At 71.4% G+C, this 21,781-nt stretch carries 18 protein-coding genes and 1 pseudogene; 11 read left to right on the top strand and 8 right to left on the bottom strand.

Going from position 1 to position 21,781, the window contains the following annotated elements; translation table 11 throughout:
- Positions 1-120 precede the first annotated feature (120 nt).
- Complete coding sequence (locus G569_RS62520; RefSeq protein ID WP_157592012.1) at positions 121-282, top strand: hypothetical protein; 162 nt, start codon at positions 121-123, stop codon at positions 280-282.
- Here the strand turns inward: G569_RS62520 and G569_RS0113545 are convergent.
- Positions 279-1,391 (bottom strand): hypothetical protein, encoded by a 1,113-nt coding sequence (locus tag G569_RS0113545; RefSeq protein WP_028063800.1) that lies wholly within the window; start codon positions 1,389-1,391, stop codon positions 279-281. The two genes, G569_RS62520 and G569_RS0113545, sit on opposite strands and share 4 nt — an antisense overlap.
- A gap of 210 nt (positions 1,392-1,601) precedes the next feature.
- On the opposite strand from G569_RS0113545, the gene G569_RS57870 reads away from it, so the two are divergent.
- Positions 1,602-3,632, top strand: coding sequence for an alpha/beta hydrolase domain-containing protein (locus tag G569_RS57870; RefSeq protein ID WP_157592011.1), 2,031 nt, complete (start codon positions 1,602-1,604; stop codon positions 3,630-3,632).
- On the opposite strand, the gene G569_RS57865 is transcribed toward G569_RS57870, so the two are convergent.
- A complete protein-coding gene (locus tag G569_RS57865) occupies positions 3,629-8,263 on the bottom strand; it encodes a DUF4132 domain-containing protein (RefSeq protein WP_053226315.1) in 4,635 nt (1,544 codons plus the stop codon). The genes G569_RS57870 and G569_RS57865 overlap by 4 nt on opposite strands.
- A gap of 1 nt (position 8,264) precedes the next feature.
- Positions 8,265-8,684: a hypothetical protein gene (locus tag G569_RS0113530; RefSeq protein WP_053226314.1), complete on the bottom strand. Its 420-nt coding sequence runs from the start codon at positions 8,682-8,684 to the stop codon at positions 8,265-8,267.
- A 101-nt stretch (positions 8,685-8,785) separates the two neighbouring features.
- On the opposite strand from G569_RS0113530, the gene G569_RS48155 reads away from it, so the two are divergent.
- From G569_RS48155 to G569_RS48140, 5 genes are all read left to right on the top strand, one after another.
- Positions 8,786-10,513, top strand: coding sequence for a hypothetical protein (locus tag G569_RS48155; RefSeq protein ID WP_053226313.1), 1,728 nt, complete (start codon positions 8,786-8,788; stop codon positions 10,511-10,513).
- A gap of 194 nt (positions 10,514-10,707) precedes the next feature.
- Positions 10,708-12,084, top strand: a complete 1,377-nt coding sequence (locus G569_RS48150; RefSeq protein WP_245602482.1) for a dicarboxylate/amino acid:cation symporter — start codon at positions 10,708-10,710, stop codon at positions 12,082-12,084.
- Complete coding sequence (locus tag G569_RS57860; protein ID WP_028063798.1) at positions 12,077-13,087, top strand: hypothetical protein; 1,011 nt, start codon at positions 12,077-12,079, stop codon at positions 13,085-13,087. Before G569_RS48150 ends, G569_RS57860 begins: the two co-directional genes overlap by 8 nt.
- 44 nt (positions 13,088-13,131) lie before the next feature.
- Positions 13,132-15,795 carry an Ig-like domain-containing protein gene (locus tag G569_RS0113510; protein WP_157592010.1) on the top strand — a complete coding sequence of 888 codons (2,664 nt, stop codon included), beginning with the start codon at positions 13,132-13,134 and terminating at the stop codon, positions 15,793-15,795.
- 9 nt (positions 15,796-15,804) lie between these two features.
- Positions 15,805-17,145 carry an aminotransferase class V-fold PLP-dependent enzyme gene (locus tag G569_RS48140; RefSeq protein ID WP_084284884.1) on the top strand — a complete coding sequence of 447 codons (1,341 nt, stop codon included), beginning with the start codon at positions 15,805-15,807 and terminating at the stop codon, positions 17,143-17,145.
- Here G569_RS48140 and G569_RS48135 read toward each other — a convergent pair.
- Together G569_RS48135 and G569_RS0113495 are read right to left on the bottom strand one after the other, a co-directional pair.
- Positions 17,142-17,543, bottom strand: coding sequence for an Imm7 family immunity protein (locus tag G569_RS48135; protein ID WP_053226311.1), 402 nt, complete (start codon positions 17,541-17,543; stop codon positions 17,142-17,144). The two genes, G569_RS48140 and G569_RS48135, sit on opposite strands and share 4 nt — an antisense overlap.
- A 26-nt stretch (positions 17,544-17,569) precedes the next feature.
- Positions 17,570-17,998, bottom strand: coding sequence for a hypothetical protein (locus tag G569_RS0113495; RefSeq protein ID WP_028063796.1), 429 nt, complete (start codon positions 17,996-17,998; stop codon positions 17,570-17,572).
- Positions 17,999-18,055: 57 nt separating this feature from the next.
- Between G569_RS0113495 and G569_RS0113490 the strand changes: the two genes are divergently transcribed.
- The gene (locus G569_RS0113490; RefSeq protein WP_028063795.1) at positions 18,056-18,322 is read left to right on the top strand and encodes a DUF1905 domain-containing protein; all 267 of its coding nucleotides are present in this window, start codon (positions 18,056-18,058) and stop codon (positions 18,320-18,322) included.
- Here G569_RS0113490 and G569_RS0113485 read toward each other — a convergent pair.
- Entirely contained in the window at positions 18,319-19,044 is a 726-nt protein-coding gene (locus G569_RS0113485) for an SDR family oxidoreductase (protein WP_028063794.1), read from the bottom strand. The two genes, G569_RS0113490 and G569_RS0113485, sit on opposite strands and share 4 nt — an antisense overlap.
- Positions 19,045-19,102: 58 nt before the next feature.
- On the opposite strand from G569_RS0113485, the gene G569_RS0113480 reads away from it, so the two are divergent.
- Genes G569_RS0113480 through G569_RS0113470 form a run of 3 tightly spaced genes read left to right on the top strand, consistent with a single transcriptional unit; the run spans position 19,103 to position 21,262 of the window.
- Complete coding sequence (locus tag G569_RS0113480; RefSeq protein ID WP_028063793.1) at positions 19,103-19,996, top strand: AraC family transcriptional regulator; 894 nt, start codon at positions 19,103-19,105, stop codon at positions 19,994-19,996.
- Positions 19,997-20,006: 10 nt separating this feature from the next.
- Positions 20,007-20,297, top strand: coding sequence for a DUF1330 domain-containing protein (locus G569_RS0113475; protein ID WP_028063792.1), 291 nt, complete (start codon positions 20,007-20,009; stop codon positions 20,295-20,297).
- A gap of 56 nt (positions 20,298-20,353) precedes the next feature.
- A complete protein-coding gene (locus G569_RS0113470; RefSeq protein WP_028063791.1) occupies positions 20,354-21,262 on the top strand; it encodes a hypothetical protein in 909 nt (302 codons plus the stop codon).
- On the opposite strand, the gene G569_RS65310 is transcribed toward G569_RS0113470, so the two are convergent.
- A complete protein-coding gene (locus G569_RS65310; protein ID WP_245602480.1) occupies positions 21,256-21,507 on the bottom strand; it encodes a hypothetical protein in 252 nt (83 codons plus the stop codon). The genes G569_RS0113470 and G569_RS65310 overlap by 7 nt on opposite strands.
- A gap of 70 nt (positions 21,508-21,577) precedes the next feature.
- Positions 21,578-21,706 (bottom strand): annotated as a pseudogene (locus tag G569_RS66350) (SAM-dependent methyltransferase); the annotation flags it as partial.
- Positions 21,707-21,781 lie beyond the last annotated feature (75 nt).

The raw sequence follows: 21,781 nt of genomic DNA, 5'->3' as shown, positions 1-21,781 counted from the left end.
GGCGCAGATCGCCGCCATCCCCGGAGAGCGGCTCGCCGACGTCCGCCGGCGCGGCCTGCGACTCCAGCTGACCGCGAGCTCGCGCGCACGAAGAAGGCGCTCGCGACCAAGCAGGTCTACGTGGGCAAGACGGGAACCACCGCCGTCACGTTCAAGCTCGACCACAGCCTCCGCGTGCGCCTGCGCAGGTCGAGCAAGGCTACGTTCACGCTCCTGACCACCACGCGCGACGGCGCCGGCAACACGAGCACCGCCACGGCCAAGGTCACGATCAAACGCTAGCCGGCGTGCGGGATGTAGTGGTCCTGGTCCCCGCTGATCGTGAGGTCGTCCGGGACGCTGTCGAAGTCGGTGTCGCGGGCCATGCCCGTCGAGGCCGTGTTGATGAAGAGCTTGGCGGCCCACCGGTAGGGCCCGCCGGTGATCCCGATGCTCGTCTTCGGCAGGCGGAGCGTCATCACCGATCCGTCCCGCGTCGTCTCGACGGCCACGGCTTGCGGTGCGTCCTGCGTGCCACCTTGACCGAGGGCGCGGTCGTTCTCCCAGCGCACCGCCACGCGGGCCCCGGTCGGCAGCACGGCGATCTCCGCCGCGCCCGCGCTGGGAACGTCGCCGCCGAAGTGCAACTCGAAGCACGCCTGATCGCCGTCGCCGCTGTGGATGACCTCGACCAGGTCGTGGCCGGGGACCTGTTGCGGGGCGAGGCGCATCCCGTCGGCGATCCTGACGTCCCCGTGCGCGTCCTTCGCCGACGAGGCCCCGTCACGTGGGCAGGCGCGCACGTCGCCGCCGACCTTCGCCTCGGCGTTGCGGCCGGCCTCGGCCTGGCGCTCGGCGATGCCGGCCGCGGCGACGAGCTCGTCGTACTGCTGGACGAGTTCGGCGTCGGTGGGCGGATGCGCCGCCGAGAGCACGTTCAGTGCGCGCGGCGTGGCCACCCACCACGAACCCTCTTCCTTGGCGACCAGCACGCGCACCGGCCGGTTCTCGAAGCCAGGAGCGCCGTCGTAGCTCATGGCGATCGTGACCGTCGCGCGCTCCCCGGCCGCCGAGGTGCCGGTGATCGTGCCGGTGAATCCGGTCGGCGGCGCGATGCCGCTGGTGTCGCCGGTGTCGTAGAGCAGCGTGGCGAGCCCGGCCGCGCAGTCGGACTCACTCGGAGCGACGGACGCGTTGAAGCGGACCGCGGGCCGTACGCTCGGCGCCAGTTGGCGACACGCTTCGGTCAACGTCGTATAGCTGCTGCCGGGGTGTCCGGCCGCGGCGATGAAGCTCTGGATCGCGTGTTCCGGCGTGTCGGCTCCGAACGCGGGCTTCGCGGCCGGCCATTCGAGGCGCTCGGCGTCACCGCCGCACCCGGCGATCGCGGCAACCGCGATGAGCGCCGCCACGGCGCATGACCGTGCAATGAGACGGGACATCGAGTACAGGAGTCGGCGGCGGGCCGCCTTCGCTTGACCCTGGAGGTTCTTCAGGCGACAGTTGACACGTGTCACCACGGCTCTCATAATCCGCCTCCCGGTCCAACTGTGAGGTGGAGATTGTCCGCACGCTCTGTCCAGCGTCGCCCGCGTCGTGCTGCCCGTGTATCGGCGGTGCTCGTGGCGTTGACCGCTTCGGCCGGCCTCGCCGGTCCAGCCGCCGCCGTCCCGCCCGGCCCGAACGGCGAGACGCCGCGCGTGTCGACCGCGACCGGCGCGACCGTCCCGGCCCCGGCGGTCACGGGACCGATCGCGAACACGTCGCCGGTGGGTGATCCCGCGCATGGGTATCCGTTCCTCACGACCGACGTCGACCTCGCGAAGGCGGGGTACGTCGAGCAGGAGTTCCTGATCTCCGGGCAGGCCAACCGGTACACGATCACCGGCACGAACACGGCCACGGTCCAGAGCACGGGCAACGCGTACAACACGCGACTGGTGGTGCGCCGCCCCGTCAACGCCGCGAAGTTCAACGGCGGCGTGATCGCCGAGTGGTACAACGTCTCGAACAACTGGGACCAGGAGGTCGACTGGTACCAGACGCACGAGCATCTGCTCCAGAGGGGCTACGCGTGGGTCGGCGTCTCGGCCCAGCGGGTGGGTCTGCACGCGGCGACCACCGGCCTGAAGGCGTGGAGCCCGACGCGCTATGGCGCGCTCGATGTCACCGTCGGCAACACGGTCAACGACGACTCGCTCTCGTATGACATCTTCTCGCAGGCGATCAAGGCCGTTCGCAGCCCCGCGGGCCTCGACCCGCTCGGCACGCTGCCCGCGCCGGACTACGTGATCGCGACGGGGCATTCCCAGTCGGCGACCCGTCTGCGCACCTACGCCAACTCGATCCAGCCGCTGGCGAACATCGTCGACGCGGTCGTGCTGCACGGCGGCGGCGGAGCGATGCGCACCGACACCCCCACCCCGATCTTCCGCCTGAACTCCGAGGGTGACATCTCGGGCGGCATCGGCAACGGCGCCCGCGCGGCGGACTCGCCGACGTTCCGCAACTGGGAGGTCGCCGGCGCCTCGCACGGCGACTGGAAGCTGATCACCGACTACGGCCCGCTGCGCAAGCGCGACGTCGGCTCCTACCCCGGCGGCTACCCCGGCGAGCCGCAGACCTGCGCGCTGACGTCGCTCTCGCGCGTCCCGCAGCACATGGTCCAGGACGCCGTCTATGACCACACGTTCAACTGGGTCGCGTATGGCATCGCGCCGCCGTCGGCCCCGGTGATCACCACGGCCACGCCGGCCGGCGGGGCGATCACGCGCGACAGCCTCGGCCTCGCCCTGGGCGGCATCCGCCTCGCGCAGCAGGACGCGCCGCTGCGGATCAACACCGGCACGAACACGGGCCCCGGCTTCTGCTTCCTCGACGGCAGCTCGACGCCGATGACCGACGCCCAGCTCGCGACGCTCTACCCGACCGTGCAGTCCTACGTCGACAAGGTCAAGGAACGCACGCTCGACAATGCCGCCAAGGGCTACATCCCCGCGGACTTCACGCGCGACCCGGCGTGGTACACGGACATCCGCGACCTCGTCAACGACTACGGCACCCGCATCCCGGGCGCCCTCGCCACCCGCCTGAAGGCCAGCGCGGCCAAGGCCGAGGAGTACGGCACGGCGGGTGACCACTACACGGCGATCTTCTTCCTCGATGACATCGCCCTGCAGGCCACCCTCGGGCTGACCAGCGACGCCGCCGCGCGCGACGCCGTGCTGCGCCCGACGAAGGCGATCAGCGCGCTGTTGCAGGCGACGATCAACGCGCCGACCTCGACGTCCACGCAAGGGACCGTCGGTGGCACCACGCCCGCGACGCTGGCGCTCTCGCTCGGCGCATCCGCGTCGTTCGGCGCCTTCACGCCGGGCCTGGCGAAGGAGTACACGGCGACGACCGAGGCGACCGTCACGAGCAGCGCCGGCGACGCGACGCTCTCCTACTCCGACCCGGGTCGGCTCACCAACGGCGCGTTCTCGCTCCCGGAGCCGCTGCGCGTCGAGCTCGCCAAGTCCGCCTGGACCGCGCCGACCAGCAACGAGAAGGTCGCCGTCACGTTCAAGCAGGCGATCAAGGCGTCCGACGCGCTGCGTACGGGCGCGTACTCGAAGACGCTGACGTTCACCCTGTCGACGACCACTCCCTAGCCCCGCAACTGCTCGAGAATCGTGGGATCGCGGATGTCGCGATCCCGCGCGAGCAGCAACACCTTGGCGACGATCTCGGCGGTCTTGGGATCGTCGTCGGCGAACGGGAGGAAGACGCGGCCGCGGTGCTGCGCGTGCACGGGCACGATGCACACCGCGCCGCCCGGCAGCTGGTGCACCCCGGCGCTCCCGAGGTGCACCGAGTAGCGCCCGATCTCGCCGTCGATCAGGGCGCGCGGGCCATCGATCCTCACGTTCTCGTAGTTGAGCATCGCGGCCGTCTCGGCGACGAGCGACGCGCGCATCTCGAGGCTGGACTGACTCGCCTCGGGGTCGACGCCGGCGACGTGGGCGACGCTGACGACCAGGTCGAGGTCGCGCATGGTCTCGCTGAACAGCCGGGCGGGCACGGCGTCGAGCTCGATGTCACGACCGTCGCGGGTGCTCGTGAACCGGACCTCCTCGAGCGTCGGCGGTTCGACGTCGGCCGGGCTGCCGAAGCCGTTGAGGAACCAGAGCGAGGCGGCGACGTGCACGTGGTGGTCGGTGCGCCTCGCGCCCTCGTACTCGTCGATCCGCCAGCCGCGGCTCGACAGCAGCGCCCGCGCGCGTCCCGGCTGGATCTGGTGGCCCGCGTAGCGGCGTGAGCCTCCCCCGTCCGCCCGCTCGGAGTCGACCGGCAGGTACAGCTCGCGGAACACCTGCTTGAACGGCTGGACGACCCGGCGCGCCAGGACGTCCTGCTGCCAGTCGGCCCAGTCGCCGCGCTCGAGCAGGTCGAGCGGGTGGGCGATGCGGAGCCGCTCCGTCGTGCCGACCGCGTGCTGCGCGCCCGTGTGGTCGCGCAGGACGCGGCCGTCGGGGTACCCGGCCGTCCCCTCGCCCACGAGGATGAGCCGCGACAGCGCCGGCCACAGCAGCGCGTGCTCGCGGTAGCGGGCCAGCTCGTCGCCGGTCAGCTCGTCGCCGCGCACCATCGCCTGCTCGAGCGAGACCCGGATGCGCGCGCTCTGCCGGCGCAGCTCCGTGGTCCGAGATGTCAGCGCCTTGATCTCGGGGACCTTGCGGAGCGCGGCGGGGACGCTCTTGAGCGTCTTCTCGCCGCGGCGGGTGCTGATCTCGGGCTTGCCATCGGCGTCCACGCGGAGCGCGACACGCACGTCCTCGTGCTCGACGACCACGCCGTCGCCGGCGAGGTCCGCGGTCGCCGCGGCCTCCATCGCCCACGTGAGCCGCGCCGGGTCGCTGAACCCGGCGGTGCGGGCGAGGTTCTCCAGCCCGATGTCGGTCGCGCGCCCCTCGCTTCCCTGTCGTTGCTTGCCGAACTCCCGACTCCCGCGGCGGAAGTGGTGCAGCGCCTCGTAGCGGCGGGTGAGCGCGTCGCCGTCCGCCAGTGGAAGCAGGCCGAGCGCGCGCACCGAGTCCTGGTGGCGCTTGGCCTCGATCCGCTGGAGCAGCTCGTCCTCGTCGAGGTCGCCGCGCATCGCTCGCGCGAACAGCTCGGCCCGCTTGTGGCCGCCGGCCGTCGAGCCGTACTTCGCGGCCTTCAGCAGCTCGTCGTCGAGCTGCTCGTGCACCTCCGCGAACCAGCGGACGTCAACGGCGCCGTCCACGAGCTGCTCCGCGGAGAGCTCGGTGCGGTCGGCGACGGAGCGCTCCCACTCGGCCCGGAGCTCGGCGGCGACGTCCCAGCGGTCGTCCTTCGTGTGCGCGTGCAGCCACCACACCGCGCCCGCCAGACCGGGCGCCGCCAGCGTCGCCTCGACGTGCGCGGCCCACTGCGGGGCGTAACACGCGAGCTCGCGCAGGCGCCGATCCGCGATCTTCGCCTCGCGGACGGCGGCGGCGAAGCGCTCGGGCGTGTCGCCGTCTCCGGGGTGGCTCGTGGCCACCATGTGGCTGAAGACGGTCGCGCGGCCCTCGCCGTCGCTCGACCAGCCGCGGACGAACCGTTCCCGACCGAGCGCGACGAGCGCGGCCACGACGACGTCGAGGCCGCCGGAGTGGGTGAGCTCGCGCACCGCCTTCGCGGCCGCCGTGGGCGTCTCGCCGCGGGCGAGCTCGATCGCGACGATCCGCTCGCGGATGCGCTCGACGACGGTGGGCGCGGCGCGGCCGATGCGGCCGAGATCCCAGAACCCCTGGTTCTCGCCACGAGGCCCGACGAGATGGTCGATCAGGTCGGCCTCGGTGGCCGCGCCCTGCTCGAAGGCCGTGACGACGACGCCGAGCGGCGGGCGTTGGCGGTCCTTCGGCGCCTCGGACAGCCACAGCTCGAGCCGCCAGTGGCGCTTGGCGATCTCGGGGTCCTTGGACGGGAGCGTGCGGGTGAGCTCCAGCGCCGGCGACTCCCACGAGTAGAACTGCTCCGCCCGGCGCCGGAGCTCGCGCCGGCCGAGGGCGGCGAACTCGGCCTCGGCGGCATCCAGCGCTCCCGCGCGCACGTCGTCGCCGCCGTCGAGCACGAGCAGCAGGTCGAGCACGTCGTGCACGAGATCGAAGTGCTGGACGCCGACGTCGGCCGCCGCCTTGCTCTTCTGGTCGAACCGGTACCGCGCTTGCGCCTCCGCGCAGATCAGGTGCGCGCGCAGGAGCTGCAGTCCGTCGTCGTCACGCGCTTCGGCGGGCAACTCGGCGGCGAACCGCTGCCACAGCTCCAGCAGCGGCACCTCCACCTCGGTGTCACCGCGGCGCAGGCGGCGATGGTGTCCGGCCAGGTTCGCGTACTGGACCGCGCCGAGCAGCAGGCGATCCACCTGCCCCCAGTTCCGGTCGACCACGACCTCGACGTCCTTGTGCGCGTCGATCAGCTCGTCGAGCAGCTGCAGCACCCGGCGGCTCGCGAGCGTGGCGAACACGAACCCGGTCTCCCGCGGCGCCACGGCCGGTGTCAGCTCGGACGCCTCGATGAGGCCGAAGCCGTCGGCCTCGGTGAGGGTGGCGAGGGCGTTGTCGGCGACCGCGCGGCGCGTGGCCTGCTCGACCACCTGGTCGTCGACGGCGTTCTCGAGCTCGCCGAGCCGCTTCGTCGCGGCGGTCGACCCGGAGGCGGCGAGGCGTCGCAGCACTTCCACGCCGGCGAGCCGCTGCTGCGCGTCGCCGGCCAGGAGCCGCTCGGCCGCGGCGCGCGCCCACGGCTCCCCGCGGCCGAGGATCAGCTCGATCACGCCGCGGCGGAGGTCGCCCGGCTTGCGGCGCAGGAGCGGCTCGAGCGCGAGCGCCTCCTCGTCGTCGAGCTTGACCGTGGCCGCCGCTGCGATCGCCTCTTCGCGCACCTGGGGTGAGGCGTCGCCGAGCGCTTCCAACAGCGCCGCGCGGCGGTCTGCGGTCGGCGGCGCCTTGGTGAGGTGCTTGACGAGGTTGCGGCGGTCCCACGTCTCGAGCGCCGCGCGATGCGGGAGCACGCGGTCGATGTCAGGCGGATCGCGATGCCGCATCAGCAAGCGGCCGACGTCCTCGCGCTTGAGCGTGGGCAGCGGCCCGTACCACTCGATCGGCTCGAGCTCGACGGTGCGTTTCGGCAGCCGCGCCAGCAGGCGCTCGAACACGTCGTAGGACGCGGGCAGGCTGAGCCACAGCAGGGGCGCGACGGCGGTGCCGGCGACCCGGAGGTCGTCGTCGTCCAGGGCGCGCAGCAGCGCTCCGGCCGCTTGGTCCACGTGGGTCTGGGAGAGGAAGGCGACGGCGCTGAAGCGCGCCTCGGGGTCAGGGCTCTCGAGCCACGACTGCGCGGACTCGATCGCGGTCAGCACGTCCTCGGTGGCCTGCGACCAGAGCGCGATGTAGATGTCGAGCGGCTCGGTCGGCTCGTCGGGAACATGGAGCGCCCGCTCGACGATCGCCTCGATTCGCTTCCGATCGCCCGCGAGAACCTCGAGCCCGAACCACACCGCGACCGCGCGCGCCACCGACGCGAACCGCGCCAGCCCGTGTTCGAGGATCAAGGCCAGCATCCGGCGCAGCGCCTCGGGGTACGCCTCGTCGACGACCTCGAGGATCGACTGCCGCAGTCCCTCCTCACGCTGCGCGGAAAGCAGCAGCTCCTCGACGCGCTCCCAGCCGTCCGGACGGTCGGCGCACAGCAGCGCGATCGGCACGTGCTGGCCCATCGTCGCGACGTCGTCGCTGCCGTCGGTCGAGGCCAGCAGCAGCTCGAGGACCTCGTCGTTGCCGGCGTCGATCGCCGCCGCGAGGAGCCAACCCACGAGGTGCGGGCTCACCTGCCAGTCCTGCGCGAGCACGTGTCCCGCCCAGCGGGCGAGCCACTCGGAGTCGGCGCCGTAGGCGACGAGCTCAGGGGCGGTGTTGCGCGCCCGGTCGAGCACCCGGGCGCGTGCGAGGTGGGGCAGGGTCGGCGCGCGGAACGGGCGGCGGTCCCAGTCGTTCTGATAGGTGAGCCGGCCCGCGTTCTCGAACACCGTCGCCAGCTCGCCGCCCATGCCGCTGCAGACCGCCCCGAAGGCCGCCCGACGCGCGCGGCGTGGGAGCGCCTCGAGCACGGTGACGGCGGCCCCCGCATCCGTCTGCAGCACCCCCGCGACCTTGCCGAACGCCGCCGTCAACCGGCCGCGCGTGACCGCCCGCTCGCGCCGCTCGGCCAGCGCGCGCTGTGCCTCCTGGGCCGAGAGCACCTCAGCCTCCCGACAGGGCGACCAGCCGCACGAACGTCAGCGTGCTGTCGGGGCCGACGAACACCTGCGCGTCGAGCTCGGTCTCCTGCTTTCCGTCGAGCAGCACCAGGAACAACCCGTCCTCGAACGCCTCGACCGCCGTGCCCACCGCCGCCTCCGGCGACGGCGGTGCCGGCGTGCGCCGCTGCCCGCTGTCGATCCGCCCGCTCTCGCGGCCGGCGGCGATCCGCTCGTCGTTCAACACCTGCGCGAACGTCCGCTCGACCCGCCGCTCGCTGTACGCGGCGAGCTCCTCGCGCACGGCGAGCGCGATCAGCTCCCTGAGCGTGAGGCCGCCGTCGGTCGCGCCGTGCGGCAGCGGCACGCCGAACGACGGCGCTCGCTCCCGACGTCCCGTCGTCTTGAACTCGACCGTCAGCACACCGCTCCTCCGGGTTCGCTCGCCGCCTGTCAGTACCCGATGTGTCGGCCAACGAGTCCGTTACATGAGTGTTCGCGTGCGCGCATACGGTGCGGCCCGCGATGCAGATCACGATCAAGAACCGACGTATCCTCGCGTGCGCGGCGTTCGCCGCCGCGCTGCTCGCTCCGGCGACCGCACAGGCGCAGGACGCGCCGCTCGCGCGTACGGAGTTCACCGCCGACCGCGCGGGTGAGGCCAAGCTCGTGGTGACCGCCGCGGCCCCGAACGCCGACTGGGGCGCCGCGGGCCGTGAGTCCGCGCTGTTGGAGGTCGCGGTCGACGGCAAGACCGTCACGAACATCGTCACGTTCAACGGCGCGGCGCCGTTGGACTACGAGGTCGCGCTCGGCAGGGTGACTGCGGGGACGCACGAGGTCGCCGTGAAGCTCGACGCCGCGAAGTCGCCGTCGCCGAGCGCCGTGGTCAGCAGTTTGAAGCCGTCGCTGGCGCCCGAGGGCGACCTCGCGGCCCGCTACGCGCCGATCCTCTACGGCCGCAACCTGCCGACGGTCCCGGGCGCGTACGAGAACGTCAACACCGACGTGCCGCTGCTCCTCTACCACGTCGACAGCACCGACGCGCAGGGCCGTCGCGTGATCGAGTACACGATGACCTGGTCCAACGAGGACGGCGGGACCAACTCGCCGTCGCTGATGGCCCGCTGGGGCCGCACCACGGACATCGAGTGGCTCTACCGCGTCACGGTCGATGCCAACGGCAACCGCGTCAGCGACCAGTACCAGTCCTCCGGCCACGGCACCGTCGCCTTCGACGGCCTGCGCGAGGACGACCACCCGCTGCTGCAGGTCACGACCAGCAACAACAACATGTCCTCGGTGACCGACGTCGCCACGTCGTCCGGCTACCGCTTCTTCCTCGACAGCGCCGTCCAGCTCCCGCCGAACCGGGCGCGCGAGTGGATCATGGACACCCACCCGTGGGCGTACCTCGTGATGGCCAAGGAGATGGCGCGCGAGGGCAAGATCGAGGCCGTCGCCAACCCGGCGACGACCGCGATGTCCGACCAGCGCAACTACTTCTTCGCCGAGGTCAAGAAGACCACGAGCTACGCCACGCCGCCGCGCTCGGGCAGCTGGGCGGGCACGGCGCTCGCGGCCAAGGTCGGCGACGTCTGGTACACGTCGCACCACACCACGGCGACCGACTCGATCCAGCGCGACGACCCCGCCGCGACGACGATCGAGCTCCCGCCCGGCACCACCGCCCTCGACATCCAGGCGATCAAGGCGATCGCGGTGCCGGTCGGCACCCCCGGCGCCTACAGCATCGACGTCTCCTCGATCAACCGCGGTTTCCTGCTCGGCGGCAACTACCTCCCGGGCGGGTCGTTCGTGAAGTGGGCGGGCAAGGAGACCCTCACCCCCCAGCGCACCGAGGCGATCCTGTGGGAGAACAAGAACGTCGTCGCGGGCGGCGCGGGCGGCGCCGTCCTCGCCACCCTCGCCCTGGCCCTCGGCGCGTCCGCCTCCTTCGGCGCGTTCACGCCCGGCATCGACAAGACGTACACGACCAGCACGATCGCCGACGTCACCTCGACGGCGGGCGACGCCGCGCTGACCTTCACGGGGTCCGACCACCTGACCAACGGCACGTTCGCCCTGCCCCAGCCGCTGCAGGTCCAGCTCTCGAAGTCCTCCTGGACCGGCCCGGCGACCCACGACTCGGTCGAGATCGGCTTCAGCCAGCGCATCGGCACGACCGACGCCCTGCGCACCGGCACCTACTCGACGAAGCTGACCTTCACGCTCTCGACGACCACGCCGTAAGCACTCGCCGCCGGTCGCCGCGCAGGCCGCGGCGACCGGCCGGCCGGGCCCCGCGGAGATACCTACACGGCTTAATCTGGATAAACCCGACCTAGTTAGTGTAGATTCTCTGGCCTCGCGGTACGAGTGGGGTCTACAGAGGGGCTAACAGGATTATGCATTGGAACTCGTCGGGGTTGGCGACGCTTGCCGCCGTGGCGTTCAGTTGGGTCGGGATCTGGTGGCTGCGCAGGCAGAAGGTCAACTTCAGCCTGATCGGGCTGATCGCGTTGACGGCCGGCGTCGTGGTCGGGCTGATCGCGGGCAAGCACGTGTCGTCGATCAACCCGATCGGGCGGATCTACATCAACGTGCTGCTGGCGACGGTGGCCCCGCTGATCCTCGTGGCGATCGTGTCGTCGGTGACCGCGCTCGGCGGCGTGGCGCAGCTGCGCACGATCGGTCTGCGCTCGGTCTTCTGGCTGATGCTGAGCAACGCGCTCGCCGTGATCCTCGCGATGGGGCTCGGGTTCGTCTTCCATCCGGGGACCGGGTTGCACGAGAAGCTCGGCTCGGTGTCCACCGACACGATCCAGGGCCAGGTGCAGGACTTCGGCCAGGTGATCGTCGGCTTCTTCCCGACCAACGTGGTGCAGGACCTCGGGGCCAACAACATCATCCCGATCATCCTGATCGCGGTCACGATCTCGGTGGCCTACCTGTCGCTGGCGGACAAGGACGCGGAGAAGGTCAAGCCGTTCCGTGACTTCGTGGAGGCGGTCAAGCTCGTCGTCTTCAAGGCCGTCGGCTACGTCATCCGGCTCACGCCGTACGCGATCGTCGCGCTCACGGCGAACATGGTCGGCTCGAGCACCGACCTCGGGAACGCGTTCTGGTCGCTGCTCGGTCTGCTCGCACTGGTCTGGGGCGCGTGCGTCCTGCACGCCTACCTCGTCAACGGGGCGATCCTCGAGGTGTTCGCGGACGTGCCGATGGTCGAGTTCTTCCGCAAGATCTTCCCGGCGCAGCTCACCGCCTTCACGACCCAGAGCAGCATCGGCACGCTGCCGGTGACGACGGAGCAGCTGACCAAGAAGGTCGGCGTCCACTCCGAGATCGCGCACTTCACCGCGCCGCTCGGCGCGACGATCGGCATGCCCGGCTGCGCCGGCATCTGGCCGATCATGATCGCGATCTGGGGCATCAACGCGTACGGGCTCTCGTACTCGCTGACCGACTACGCCGTGCTGGCGTTCCTCGGGGTGATCGTCTCGGTCGGCGTCGCCGGCGTGCCCGGGGCGGCGACGGTGTCAGCCGCGACCGTGATGTCAGCCGCGGGGCTCCCGCTCGAGTTCGTCGCGGCGACGATCCCGATCGGCGTCATCGCCGACATGGCACGCACCGCGACCAACGTCACCGCGGCCGCGGTCAGCGCCACCGTCGTGGCCCGCCAGACCGGGCTGCTCGACGACGACATCTTCGCCGGCCGCAAGGAGCCCCTCGCCCCCGCCCCCGCGCCGATCGCCGCGAGGCCACCCGCACCCGCTCCCGTCCCCACCTACCACGAACCCAAAGAACTCGTCCATGCCTGACCGCAAGATCCTCCTCCCGGCGCTGACGATCGCCGCGCTGGCCGTGACGGCGCCCGCCGCGCACGCCCAGGGCGTCACCAACCCGGCCGACCACCCCGCACCGGTCAAGGTCACGATCGACGGCCGGACCTATAGCGACGGGCTCGACACCCTCCCGGGCTACGACGACCAGGAATGCACCCCGATCCCGGGCGTGCAGTACGACTTCGCGAGCAACGAGATCCAGTACTACAACAACGAGGGCGAGCTGCTGGACACCGCCCACTGGACGGAGTGGTCGCGGATCAGCTCCTACCAGACCTGGGTCGATCAGCAGAAGACGCCGACGCCGACCCCGACCGCGACGGCCGCTCCGACCAGCTCGGCGCCCGCGAGCTCGACGCCCACCGACTCGAGCCCCGCGGCGTCGAGCCCGTCGGCGACGACGAACACCGCCACGAGCAATCCGTCGACGAGCAACGCCACGACGAACACGTCGGGCTCGACCACGAAGAATCGGAACTCGACGACCACCAAGTCCACGAGCTCCGGCGGCAAGTCGTCGACGAAGAGCACCAGCACCGGTTCGTCGTCCTCCTCGTCCGGTAGCACGACGTCCGGCACGTCGACGACGTCCGGCTCCGCCAGCTCGCAGCAGAGCAGCACGTCGACGTCCTCGGGCAGCCCGCACAGCACCGCCACGAGCCAGGCGACGGCGACGGCCACCGAGACCGGCGGTGCGCCGGGAGCGGCGCCTGCGACGACCGATCCGGCGGCGACCACCGGGGCCGTGACGACCACGTCCGCCGCGGCCAACGGCCCGGCCTCCGCCGGCGGCGTGGCGAACGCCGCAGCGCCGGGGGCCGTGAAGTACAAGCTCGCGAGCGAGCACATCGGCGCCGGCGCCGATCCCGATGTCACACGAATGGTCGGCATCGCCGTCTTGGCGGCGCTCTTCGGCCTGGCCGGATTCGGCCTGGTGTTCCGTGGCTTCGCCCGCCTCCAGGGCCTCAGCCGTCAGTAGCGCAGCACCCCGCACTCACACAACAGACAAGAGAGAGGAACGCAGTGAGCCCCTTCACCCGATGGAGGCGGTCCGCCGCTGCCCTGGCAGCGGCCGCCGCGGCCGTGCCGCTGGTGGCGACGACCGCCCACGCGGCCCCGGCCCGCACGGCGACGACGACCAGCTACACCCACGCCACGTACCTGCAGCACGCGCTCGGCCTCCCCGCGACGGAAACCAGCCCGGCGATCGAGTCGGTGACATACGACCGCTTCCAGTGGCTGCTCCAGCAGCCGGGCAAGTTCGCGTTCCTGATCGGTGACCCCGCCACGGATCCGTCCTTCGCCGCTCGGGCGCAGGACGTCGAGGCGGCGGCGGACACCGCCGGCGCCAAGAAGGTCTACTGGTTCAACCCGAACCTGTCGGGCAGCGCCACGGTCGGGACCATCCAGGAGCCCGCTCTCGACATCCGCAACCCCTCGGCGATCCCGCTGCCGCTCAACTCGCAGAACAAGTACCGCGACGCCTGGTTGAACGTCGTCGGCCAGTACCTCGGCAACGGCTACACCATCACCGTCAACGACCCGCTCGACGAGGACCAGACGATCAAGGCCGACGCGTCGGCCAAGGTCAACGACTACGGCTCCACGAACGGCTTCAGCACGAAGGTCGGAGACAAGAACGGCGGTGCGCTCTACGACTACGCCACCGCCACGCCGGCGAACGTCCTGCACAGCTACTTCTTCGTCTACGACAAGGACGGCACGGTCACGCCGGACGGCGGCTCGGCGCAGCCGGCGAAGATCGTCTCCTGGGTCGACCTCAACAGCTCCGCCACCGCGAAGGCGGACGTGGGGACCGCGATCACGAAGGTCGGCGCGGGGAACCTCGGCCAACTCGACCAGTTCGCCTGGTGGAAGAGCGAGAGCAACGCGCGGCAGCTCGTCACCTCCTCGACCGACGCCCGCGGCAAGCAGATCCCGCTCATCACCGACGCGGCCAACGCCGCCGCCGACGGCGGTTGGCGGGTCAACCAGGTCACCTACCCCGAGCTCGTCGACCTGTTCAAGAGCGGTGCCAACACGGCGAACGCGGTGATCCTCTTCGGCGGCACCTGGTGCCCGAACACCCGCCCGGTGCTCCCGGCGATCAACAAGTACGCGCAGGAGAACAACGTCACCGTCTTCAACTTCGACACGGTGCTGGACGGTGCCGCGGTCGGCGGCCTGGCGACCAGCGCGGTGAACCCGTTGCAGATCCGCAACACCGCCACGTATCAGTCGACGGACAAGTCCAATCCGACGTATCTCTACGGCGACCTCCTGGAGCAGTACCTGACGAACATCAAGACCGAGTACGACCCGGCGACGACGAGCGTCGTCACGTACTACAAGGGCGCCGGCAATGGCGCGGCGAGCAAGGCCCGCAAGCTCCAGGTGCCGTTCGTCATCGGCTATCAGGGCAAGGCGGGCGATGCCCCCAACGGCGGTGTCACACGCCAGTGGATCATCGACAAGGGCAATGACACGTACACCGAGTACATGTCGCAGTGGTGGTTCACCAACCCGCAGCCGAACCAGCTCGGCCTGACGATCCCGCTCACGGCACCGATCTGGCAGACGATCAACGCGCAGCTGCCGACCGTCACGTGGCAGACGAACCCGACCCCGCTGCTCGTCAACACGGCCGTGGACACGGATGACGCCCAGTTCCTGGTCGACGCCGACAAGGCGAACGTGGTGTACACGTCGACGGGCAACGGCAGCGTGTCCGTGAGCAGCAGCACCAACGGCGCGGTCGCGATCAGCCCCGCCGCGCTGGCGAGCGCGCTCGCGGCTCTGGGCGCCTCGGCACCGGCCAACAACGCCGCGGCGCGGACCGCCTACATCGCCGCGCAGAAGGCATCGCCGCAGGACCCGGAGCTGATCGCCAAGCTCACGACGGTCGTCGGTGCCTGGGGCGTCGCCCAGACCCGCAAGAACGGGCTCAACAACGCCTGGGGCAGCGCGACCAAGCCCGGCAGCGTGATCGGCGGCCTGGCGGCCGTCCACGCGCTCGACGTGTTCTTCGGCGGTCTCCCCGGCGGCGTGGTCTCGCGCCGGACCGTGACCGCGGATGCGGTGAAGGCCGGCACCGAGCCCAAGATCACCGTCTCGATCGCCAACGACTACGGGCGCGTCCCGGTCGGGAACGTGACGGCGGTCCTCAAGCGCGACGGCGCGACCGTCGCGACGGGCTCCGCCGCGGTCGCGAACGGCACGGCCACGGTCACGCTGCCGGCGCAGGCGGAGGGCTCGTACGCCTTCACGCTCTCGTACGCGGGTGACGATCAGATCGCCGCCTTCACCGAGACCGGCACGCTGACCGTCACGCCGGGGGACAAGAGCGCGGACCCCGAGCCCACGCCGACGCCGGTGGCGCCTGCCGCCACGCCGACGCCGACCCCCACGGCCACGCCCGTGGCCGTCGTCAAGAGCAAGGCAACCGGTGCGGTGACCAAGCTCCCGACGAGCCGCAAGGCCGGCAAGTACAAGGTGACGATCACCAATGCCACCGGCAAGGTGACGATCAAGCTCAAGAAGGGCTCCAAGACCAAGACCGTCACCGGCACGCTCAAGAACGGCGTGGTCACGTTCTCCGTGCCCAAGCTCGCGAAGGGCACCTGGAAGGTCACGATCTCCTGGTCAGGCGGCTCGGCCACCGGCGCCTCGATCAAGGTCAAGAAGTAGGGGCGCGTCATCTCCGCGACGCACCCCCACACCGCCGGCAAGCTCCTGGAGCTTGTCGGCGGTGACCTGCGGGTCCCGCTCGTCGATGGCGAGTGGGTCCGCTACGTCAACCTCGACAACGCGGCGAGCGCGCCGGCGCTGCGGCAGGTCGCCGACGCGGTCGAGGAGCTGCTGCCGTACTACGGCAGCGTGCACCGGGGCGCGGGGTTCGCGTCGCTGGTCAGCACGGAGGCGTACACGCGGGCGCGCGAGGTCGTCCGCGGGTTCGTAGGAGCGCGCGAGGACGACCTCGTGCTCTTCACCCGCAACACGACCGACGCGTTCAACCTGCTCGCGGGCGCGCTCCCGCCCGGCACGACGGTGCTGACGTTCGCGGGCGAGCACCACGCGAACCTCCTCCCTTGGCGGCGCGGTGACGTCCGCCACCTGCCGATCCCGGCCAGCCCCGCCGATGCCCTCGCCGCGCTCGAGGGGGCGTTGCGGGAGGTCGGCGACCGCGCGCTGGTGTCGGTGACCGGCGCCTCGAACGTCACCGGCGAGGTCTGGCCGATCGAGGCGATCGCCCGCCTCGCCCACGCGCACGGTGCGCGGGTCGCGCTCGACGCCGCCCAGCTGGCGGCGCACCGCCCGATTGACATCGCCGCCTGGGACGTCGACTACGTCGCCTTCTCGGGCCACAAGGTCTATGCCCCGTACGGAGCGGGTGTGCTGGCGGGGCGGGCGGACTGGCTCGACGCCGGCCGCCCCTACCTCGCCGGCGGCGGCGCGGTGCGCCGGGTCACCGTCGACGACGTCCAGTGGGCGACCGGCCCGGCCCGCCACGAGGCCGGCACCCCGGGCGCGCTCGGCGCCGTGGCGATCGCCGCCGCGGTGCGCGTACTGGACGCTGCGGGGTGGGACCGCATCCAGACCCACGAGGCCGAGCTGCTCGAACGGCTCCTCGCCGGCCTCGAGGCGATTCCCGGCCTGCGCGTGTACGAGCTGTGGGAGGACAGCGATCGCGTCGGCGTGGTGAGCTTCAACGTCGCCGGCCTCGACCCTGCGCTGCTCGCGGCCGCGCTCGGCGCCGAACACGGCATCGGCGTCCGCGACGGCGGCTTCTGCGCGCACCCGCTGATGGATCACTTCGGCTCCCGCCACGCCGTGCGCGCGAGCATCGGCGTCGGCACCAGCGCGGGTGACATCGATCGCGTGCTCGGTGCCGTCGAGCTGATCGCCCGAGACGGCACGAGCTGGAGCTACGTCGAACGCAACGGCTACGTCCTCCCCGACCCCGACCCACGCCCCCGCCCCTCCCTCGGCGGCCTGCTCTCCGGCCCGCTGCCGGGTGGCGAGTCGCCCTGCCGCTAGTACGGCGGCCCGTCCTCCACGCGCCCGAGGTGCGGCGTCAGCCGCTCCTCGGTCGACGCCTCGACGCGTCCACCGAGCATCGTCCAACACACCCACCGCTCACCGTCGGGCGCCTCGTCGTCGCGGATGTGGAGCAGCCCGTAGGAGCCGGGCGCGAGCTCGGCGATCGCCGCGTAGACCTCCGTGACCCAGGGCTGCGCGTGGTTGCGCAACCCGGAGAGCCAGACATGCCAGTCGGCGTTGCACCGCCGAAGATCGCCCATACCGCCGACGAAGTCCGTGGGCGCGGTCTCCAGCAGCGCGCGCACCCGCGCGAGGGTCGCGTCCGACACCTCCGTCGCCGACGGCGGCCCGAACGGCCGTTCACGCACGGTCACCCAACCGTGGAACTCGAACACGGCCGGATGATCGCACCGCGACTGCCTCAGCGAAGCGGTTCGAACTCGACCCACTCACGCGCGACGCGCCGACGCGTCGCCACGACGAGCGCGACCGAGCTCGCGAGCGCGAGGTAGGCGCCCCAGGCGAGGCTCGCCTGGTAACCGAACTGCATCATCGCCCCTGGCGACTCATAGGCGATCATCACCGTGAGCAGCGCGGCGATCACGCCACACGTCCTCGCGAGCTGCCGTGCACGCACGAGGAGCCCGAACGCCGCGCCCGCCGCGCACAACAGGACGTAAGTGGCGCCCGAACTCGTCTCGTTCATCGCCCCCATGAACACCGTTTCGTCCTGGAAAGTGGTCACCACGGTCCATGGCGCGAAGCACGCCACGCCGAGAAGCGCGACGGAAGCCCAGGCGGCGAGACGTTGCACGTGGCCAGTATGGCCACGCCGGACGTGCCGGGCCACGAGACGTTCGTCGAGGTGCGACGATGAGTTCGTCGGCGACCGGGAGTCTCAACGAGCATGATCAAGGAATTCGACGCCGAGCTGCACAAGGGCGACAACCCGGGGGCCTGGACCTGCGTGATCGTCGATGACGTGAAGGAGCTCTTCGGCACGCGTGGACTGGTGAAGATCCGGGGGTCGATCGACGGTGAGCCGTTCGACGGCGCGCTGATGGCGCAGGGCGACGGGACGCACCGGCTGCCCGTCCGCGCGGCCCTGCGCAAAGCGATCGACAAGCAGGCCGGCGACACCGTCCACGTGCGGATCGACGACCGGATCGGCTAGAGCGACTGCGCGAGCGCGACCGCGTCGGGGCCGGCCGGGAAGCGCAGTTGGCCGGTCGTGTCGTGGGCGGCGCGCCAGACGGCCTCGGCGACGTCGGCCTCGCTGGTGACCAGGCTCCGCTGCTGGACGCCGGCCATGACGCACTCGGCGAAGGGCGCGTACGCCTCGGGGATGCTCCCGATGGTGCCGTTGCTGGTGAAGCGGGTCGTCGGACCGTAGCCGGGCTGGACGAGCTTGACGCGCACGTCGAACGCCTCCAGCTCGAGCGCGAGCGACGCCGTGAAGCCCTCGATCGCGGTCTTGCTCGCGGTGTAGACGGCGACGAGCGGGAACGGCGTCAGCGTGGCGCTCGAGGTGACGTTGATCACCACGCCTGAGCCGCGCTCGCGGAACTGCGGCACGAAGGCCTGGGTCACCGCCATCACGCCGAACGTGTTGGTCTCGAAGACCGCCCGGGCGGTGGCGAGCGGCATGGCCTCGAACGCGCCGAACGCGCCGACGCCCGCGTTGTTGACCAACACGTCGATCGGGCCGGCGTCGCGGACCAAGCGGGCGATCGACTGCTCGTCGGTGACATCGAGCGCGAGCACGCGCGCCTCGGGCAGCAACGCTTCCTGCGGCGTGCGCATCGTGGCGATCACGTCCCAGCCCTCGGCGAGGAAGTGGCGGGCGGTTTCGAGGCCGTAGCCCGAGGAGGCTCCGGTGATGAGGACGGTGTTCATGACGTCGAAGGTACGCCCGTCGAACCGGACTTTCTATCGTGTAGAGTCCGTATTTCATTTGCAAGCGTCCGATCCTCTGACTGAAATCATCGCGCTGCTGCGGCCGCGGACCGTCTTCTCGAAGCGTGTGAGTGGCGCCGGCCGCTGGGCGGTGCGCTACGCCGCGTACGGTCACCCGAGCTTCTGCACCGTGCTCGAGGGCAGTTGCCTGCTCGCGGTCGACGGCGCGCCCGCGATCACCCTCGAGGCGGGCGACTTCCTCCTGCTTCCGAGCACGCCGAGCTTCGTCATGTCGGGCTTGGACCCGGTCGAGCCCGTGGACGTCGAGCCGGATGAGGGCGAGGACGGCGAGGTCCGCCACGGCCGGCCCGACGGCCCGCCGGACGTGCTCCAGCTCGGCGGCTACTTCCTCTTCGACTCGCCCGACCCGGTGCTGCTCGCCTCCGTCCTCCCGACCGTCGTGCACGTGCGCGGCGCAGCGCGGCTGTCGACACTCGTCCAGCTCGTCGGCGACGAGTCGCGCAGCGAACGCCCGGGCCGCGAGCTCGTCCTCACCCGCCTCGTCGAGGTCCTGCTGATCGAGGCGCTGCGCGCCACGCCCCCTGAGCACGCGCCCGCCGGCCTGCTGCGCGGCCTCGCCGACCCGCGACTCGCGCCCGCGATCCGCGAGCTGCACGGCGAGGTGGCCCGCGCCTGGACCGTGCCGCAGCTCGCGCGGGCCGCGACGCTCTCCCGCTCGGCGTTCTTCGAGCGCTTCACCCGCACCGTCGGCCTGCCGCCCATGGAGTACCTGCTCGCCTGGCGGATGGCGCTCGCGAAGGACCTCCTCAAACGGCGGGAACTCGCGCTCGCCGAGGTCGCCGAGCGCGTGGGGTACAGCTCGGCGAGCAGCTTCAGCACGGCGTTCTCCCGCTACGTGGGGGAGCCGCCCAGCCGCTACGCCCGCGCCTAAGCTGCGACGCATGCCTGCATACGTGATCGCCGAGATGGACGTCCACGACGCCGAGCAATACGAGCAGTACAAGGCCGCCGCGCCCGCGGCGATCGACGCGTACGGCGGGAGCTACATCGCCCGCGGCGGCGAGCTCGCGGTGCTGGAAGGTGAGTGGGAGCCCAAGCGCCTCGTGATCCTGCAGTTCGAGGACCTCGAGACCGCGAAGCGCTGGTTCGAGTCGCCCGAGTACCAGGACGCGAAGGCGCTGCGAGCAGGCGCGGCGAGCATGAACCTCGTCGCCGTCGAGGGCCTCCCGTAGGATCTACCGACACCACGGAACGGACTCCCCTTCGCGCTTCTCGGCGCGAGCCCTGAATGCGCTTCTACACCGCTCTCCTCGTCACGGCGGCGATGCTCCTCGTCGGCGTCGCCAAAGCCCATGCCGCGCCGCTCGTCGGCATCGGCGAGCAGTCCCCCGAGATGTTCTCGGACGCGGACTACGCCGCGCTCGACGTGCACCACGCGCGCTACGTCGCGCCGTGGGACGCGCTGCACGACCCGTGGGAGACCACGAAGCTCGACAGCTATCTGCTCGACGCGAAGACACAGGGGACCCACGTCCTGCTGAGCTTCGGGCGCTCGAACCGGCACACCCGCACGCTGCCCTCGGCCAGGACGCTGGCGCACGAGTTCAAGCGGTTCCGCGCCCGCTACCCGTGGGTGACGGACTACGTGACCTGGAACGAGGCCAACCACTGCAGCCAGCCGACCTGCCGCCGGCCGGACCGGGTCGCGCAGTACTACGTCGCGCTCAAGCGGGCGTGCCTGCGCTGCAGGATCGTCGCCGCCGACCTGCTCGACGACTCGCGGATCGCCACGTGGGCGAGCGCGTTCCTCGACACCGCCGGCCGCGACCGGAAGCTGATCTGGGGCCTGCACAACTACATCGACGCGAACCGGTTCCGCACGCGTGGGACGAAGGCGCTGCTGAAGGCCACCAAGGGCGAGGTGTGGTTCACCGAGACCGGCGGGATCGTCAAGCGCAAGCAGGACGCGCAGGTGCCGCTGCCGGCCTCGCGCGAGCACGCCGCACGGGCCGCTCGCTGGGTCTTCCGGCTCGCCGAGCTGTCACCCCGGATCAAGCGGATCTACTTCTACCACTGGACCCCGCCCACCGACCCGCTGGCGACGTGGGACTCCGCGCTGACCAACGCGAACGGCACGCCGCGGCCCGCCTACTCCGTCGTGCGCAACTGGCTGCGCCGCGAGCGCGCGCGTCACTGACGCCGCGCGCGGCCCAGGATGTAGGCGAGCTTCGGCTCCACCGCGGCCGAGCGGAACCCGAACCGCTCGCACGCCTCGATCGCGAACCCCGCGTCAGCGATCGCGGCTTCCGTGTCGCGCGAGAGATGGCACCCGGCGGCGAGCTTCGGCCAGACGCCGTCGGCCAGCCGGAACGCCAGGCGCTTCGGCTGCCGGCGCGGGGCCACATGCTCGTAGAACCGCAGCTCGCCGCCGGAGCGCAGCACCCGCCGCACCTCGGCCAGCGCGCGCCTGGTCCGGAACGCTGCAGAGCACGAGGCTGACGACGGCCGCGTCCAGCTCGCCGTCGGCGAACGGCAGGTCCTCCGCGACTCCCGCGATCACCGTGACCGGCAGGGACCGCGCCGCCTCGACCGCCAGCGCGCGCAGGGTCGGATCCGGCTCGATCGCGACGACCTCGGTCACACCCGCCGGGTAGTGGGCGAAGTTGCGCCCGTTGCCCGCGCCGATCTCCACCACGCGGCCGGCCAATCCCGCCAC

The sequence above is a fragment of the Solirubrobacter soli DSM 22325 genome (genome assembly GCF_000423665.1).
In the GTDB taxonomy this organism is placed as follows: domain Bacteria; phylum Actinomycetota; class Thermoleophilia; order Solirubrobacterales; family Solirubrobacteraceae; genus Solirubrobacter; species Solirubrobacter soli.
Note: the sequence above shows the minus strand (reverse complement) of the source record. Positions and strands in the feature narration are given on the sequence as shown.

Excerpts from the sequence above, each read along its gene's own strand:
- G569_RS57860 (WP_028063798.1), top strand. The coding sequence starts at position 12,077 with ATGCCTGACCGCAAGATCCTCCTCCCGGCGCTGACGATCGCCGCGCTG.
- G569_RS0113475 (WP_028063792.1), top strand. The coding sequence starts at position 20,007 with ATGCCTGCATACGTGATCGCCGAGATGGACGTCCACGACGCCGAGCAA.
- G569_RS0113490 (WP_028063795.1), top strand. The coding sequence starts at position 18,056 with ATGATCAAGGAATTCGACGCCGAGCTGCACAAGGGCGACAACCCGGGG.
- G569_RS48155 (WP_053226313.1), top strand. The coding sequence starts at position 8,786 with ATGCAGATCACGATCAAGAACCGACGTATCCTCGCGTGCGCGGCGTTC.
- G569_RS0113470 (WP_028063791.1), top strand. The coding sequence starts at position 20,354 with ATGCGCTTCTACACCGCTCTCCTCGTCACGGCGGCGATGCTCCTCGTC.
- G569_RS0113485 (WP_028063794.1), bottom strand. The coding sequence starts at position 19,044 with ATGAACACCGTCCTCATCACCGGAGCCTCCTCGGGCTACGGCCTCGAA.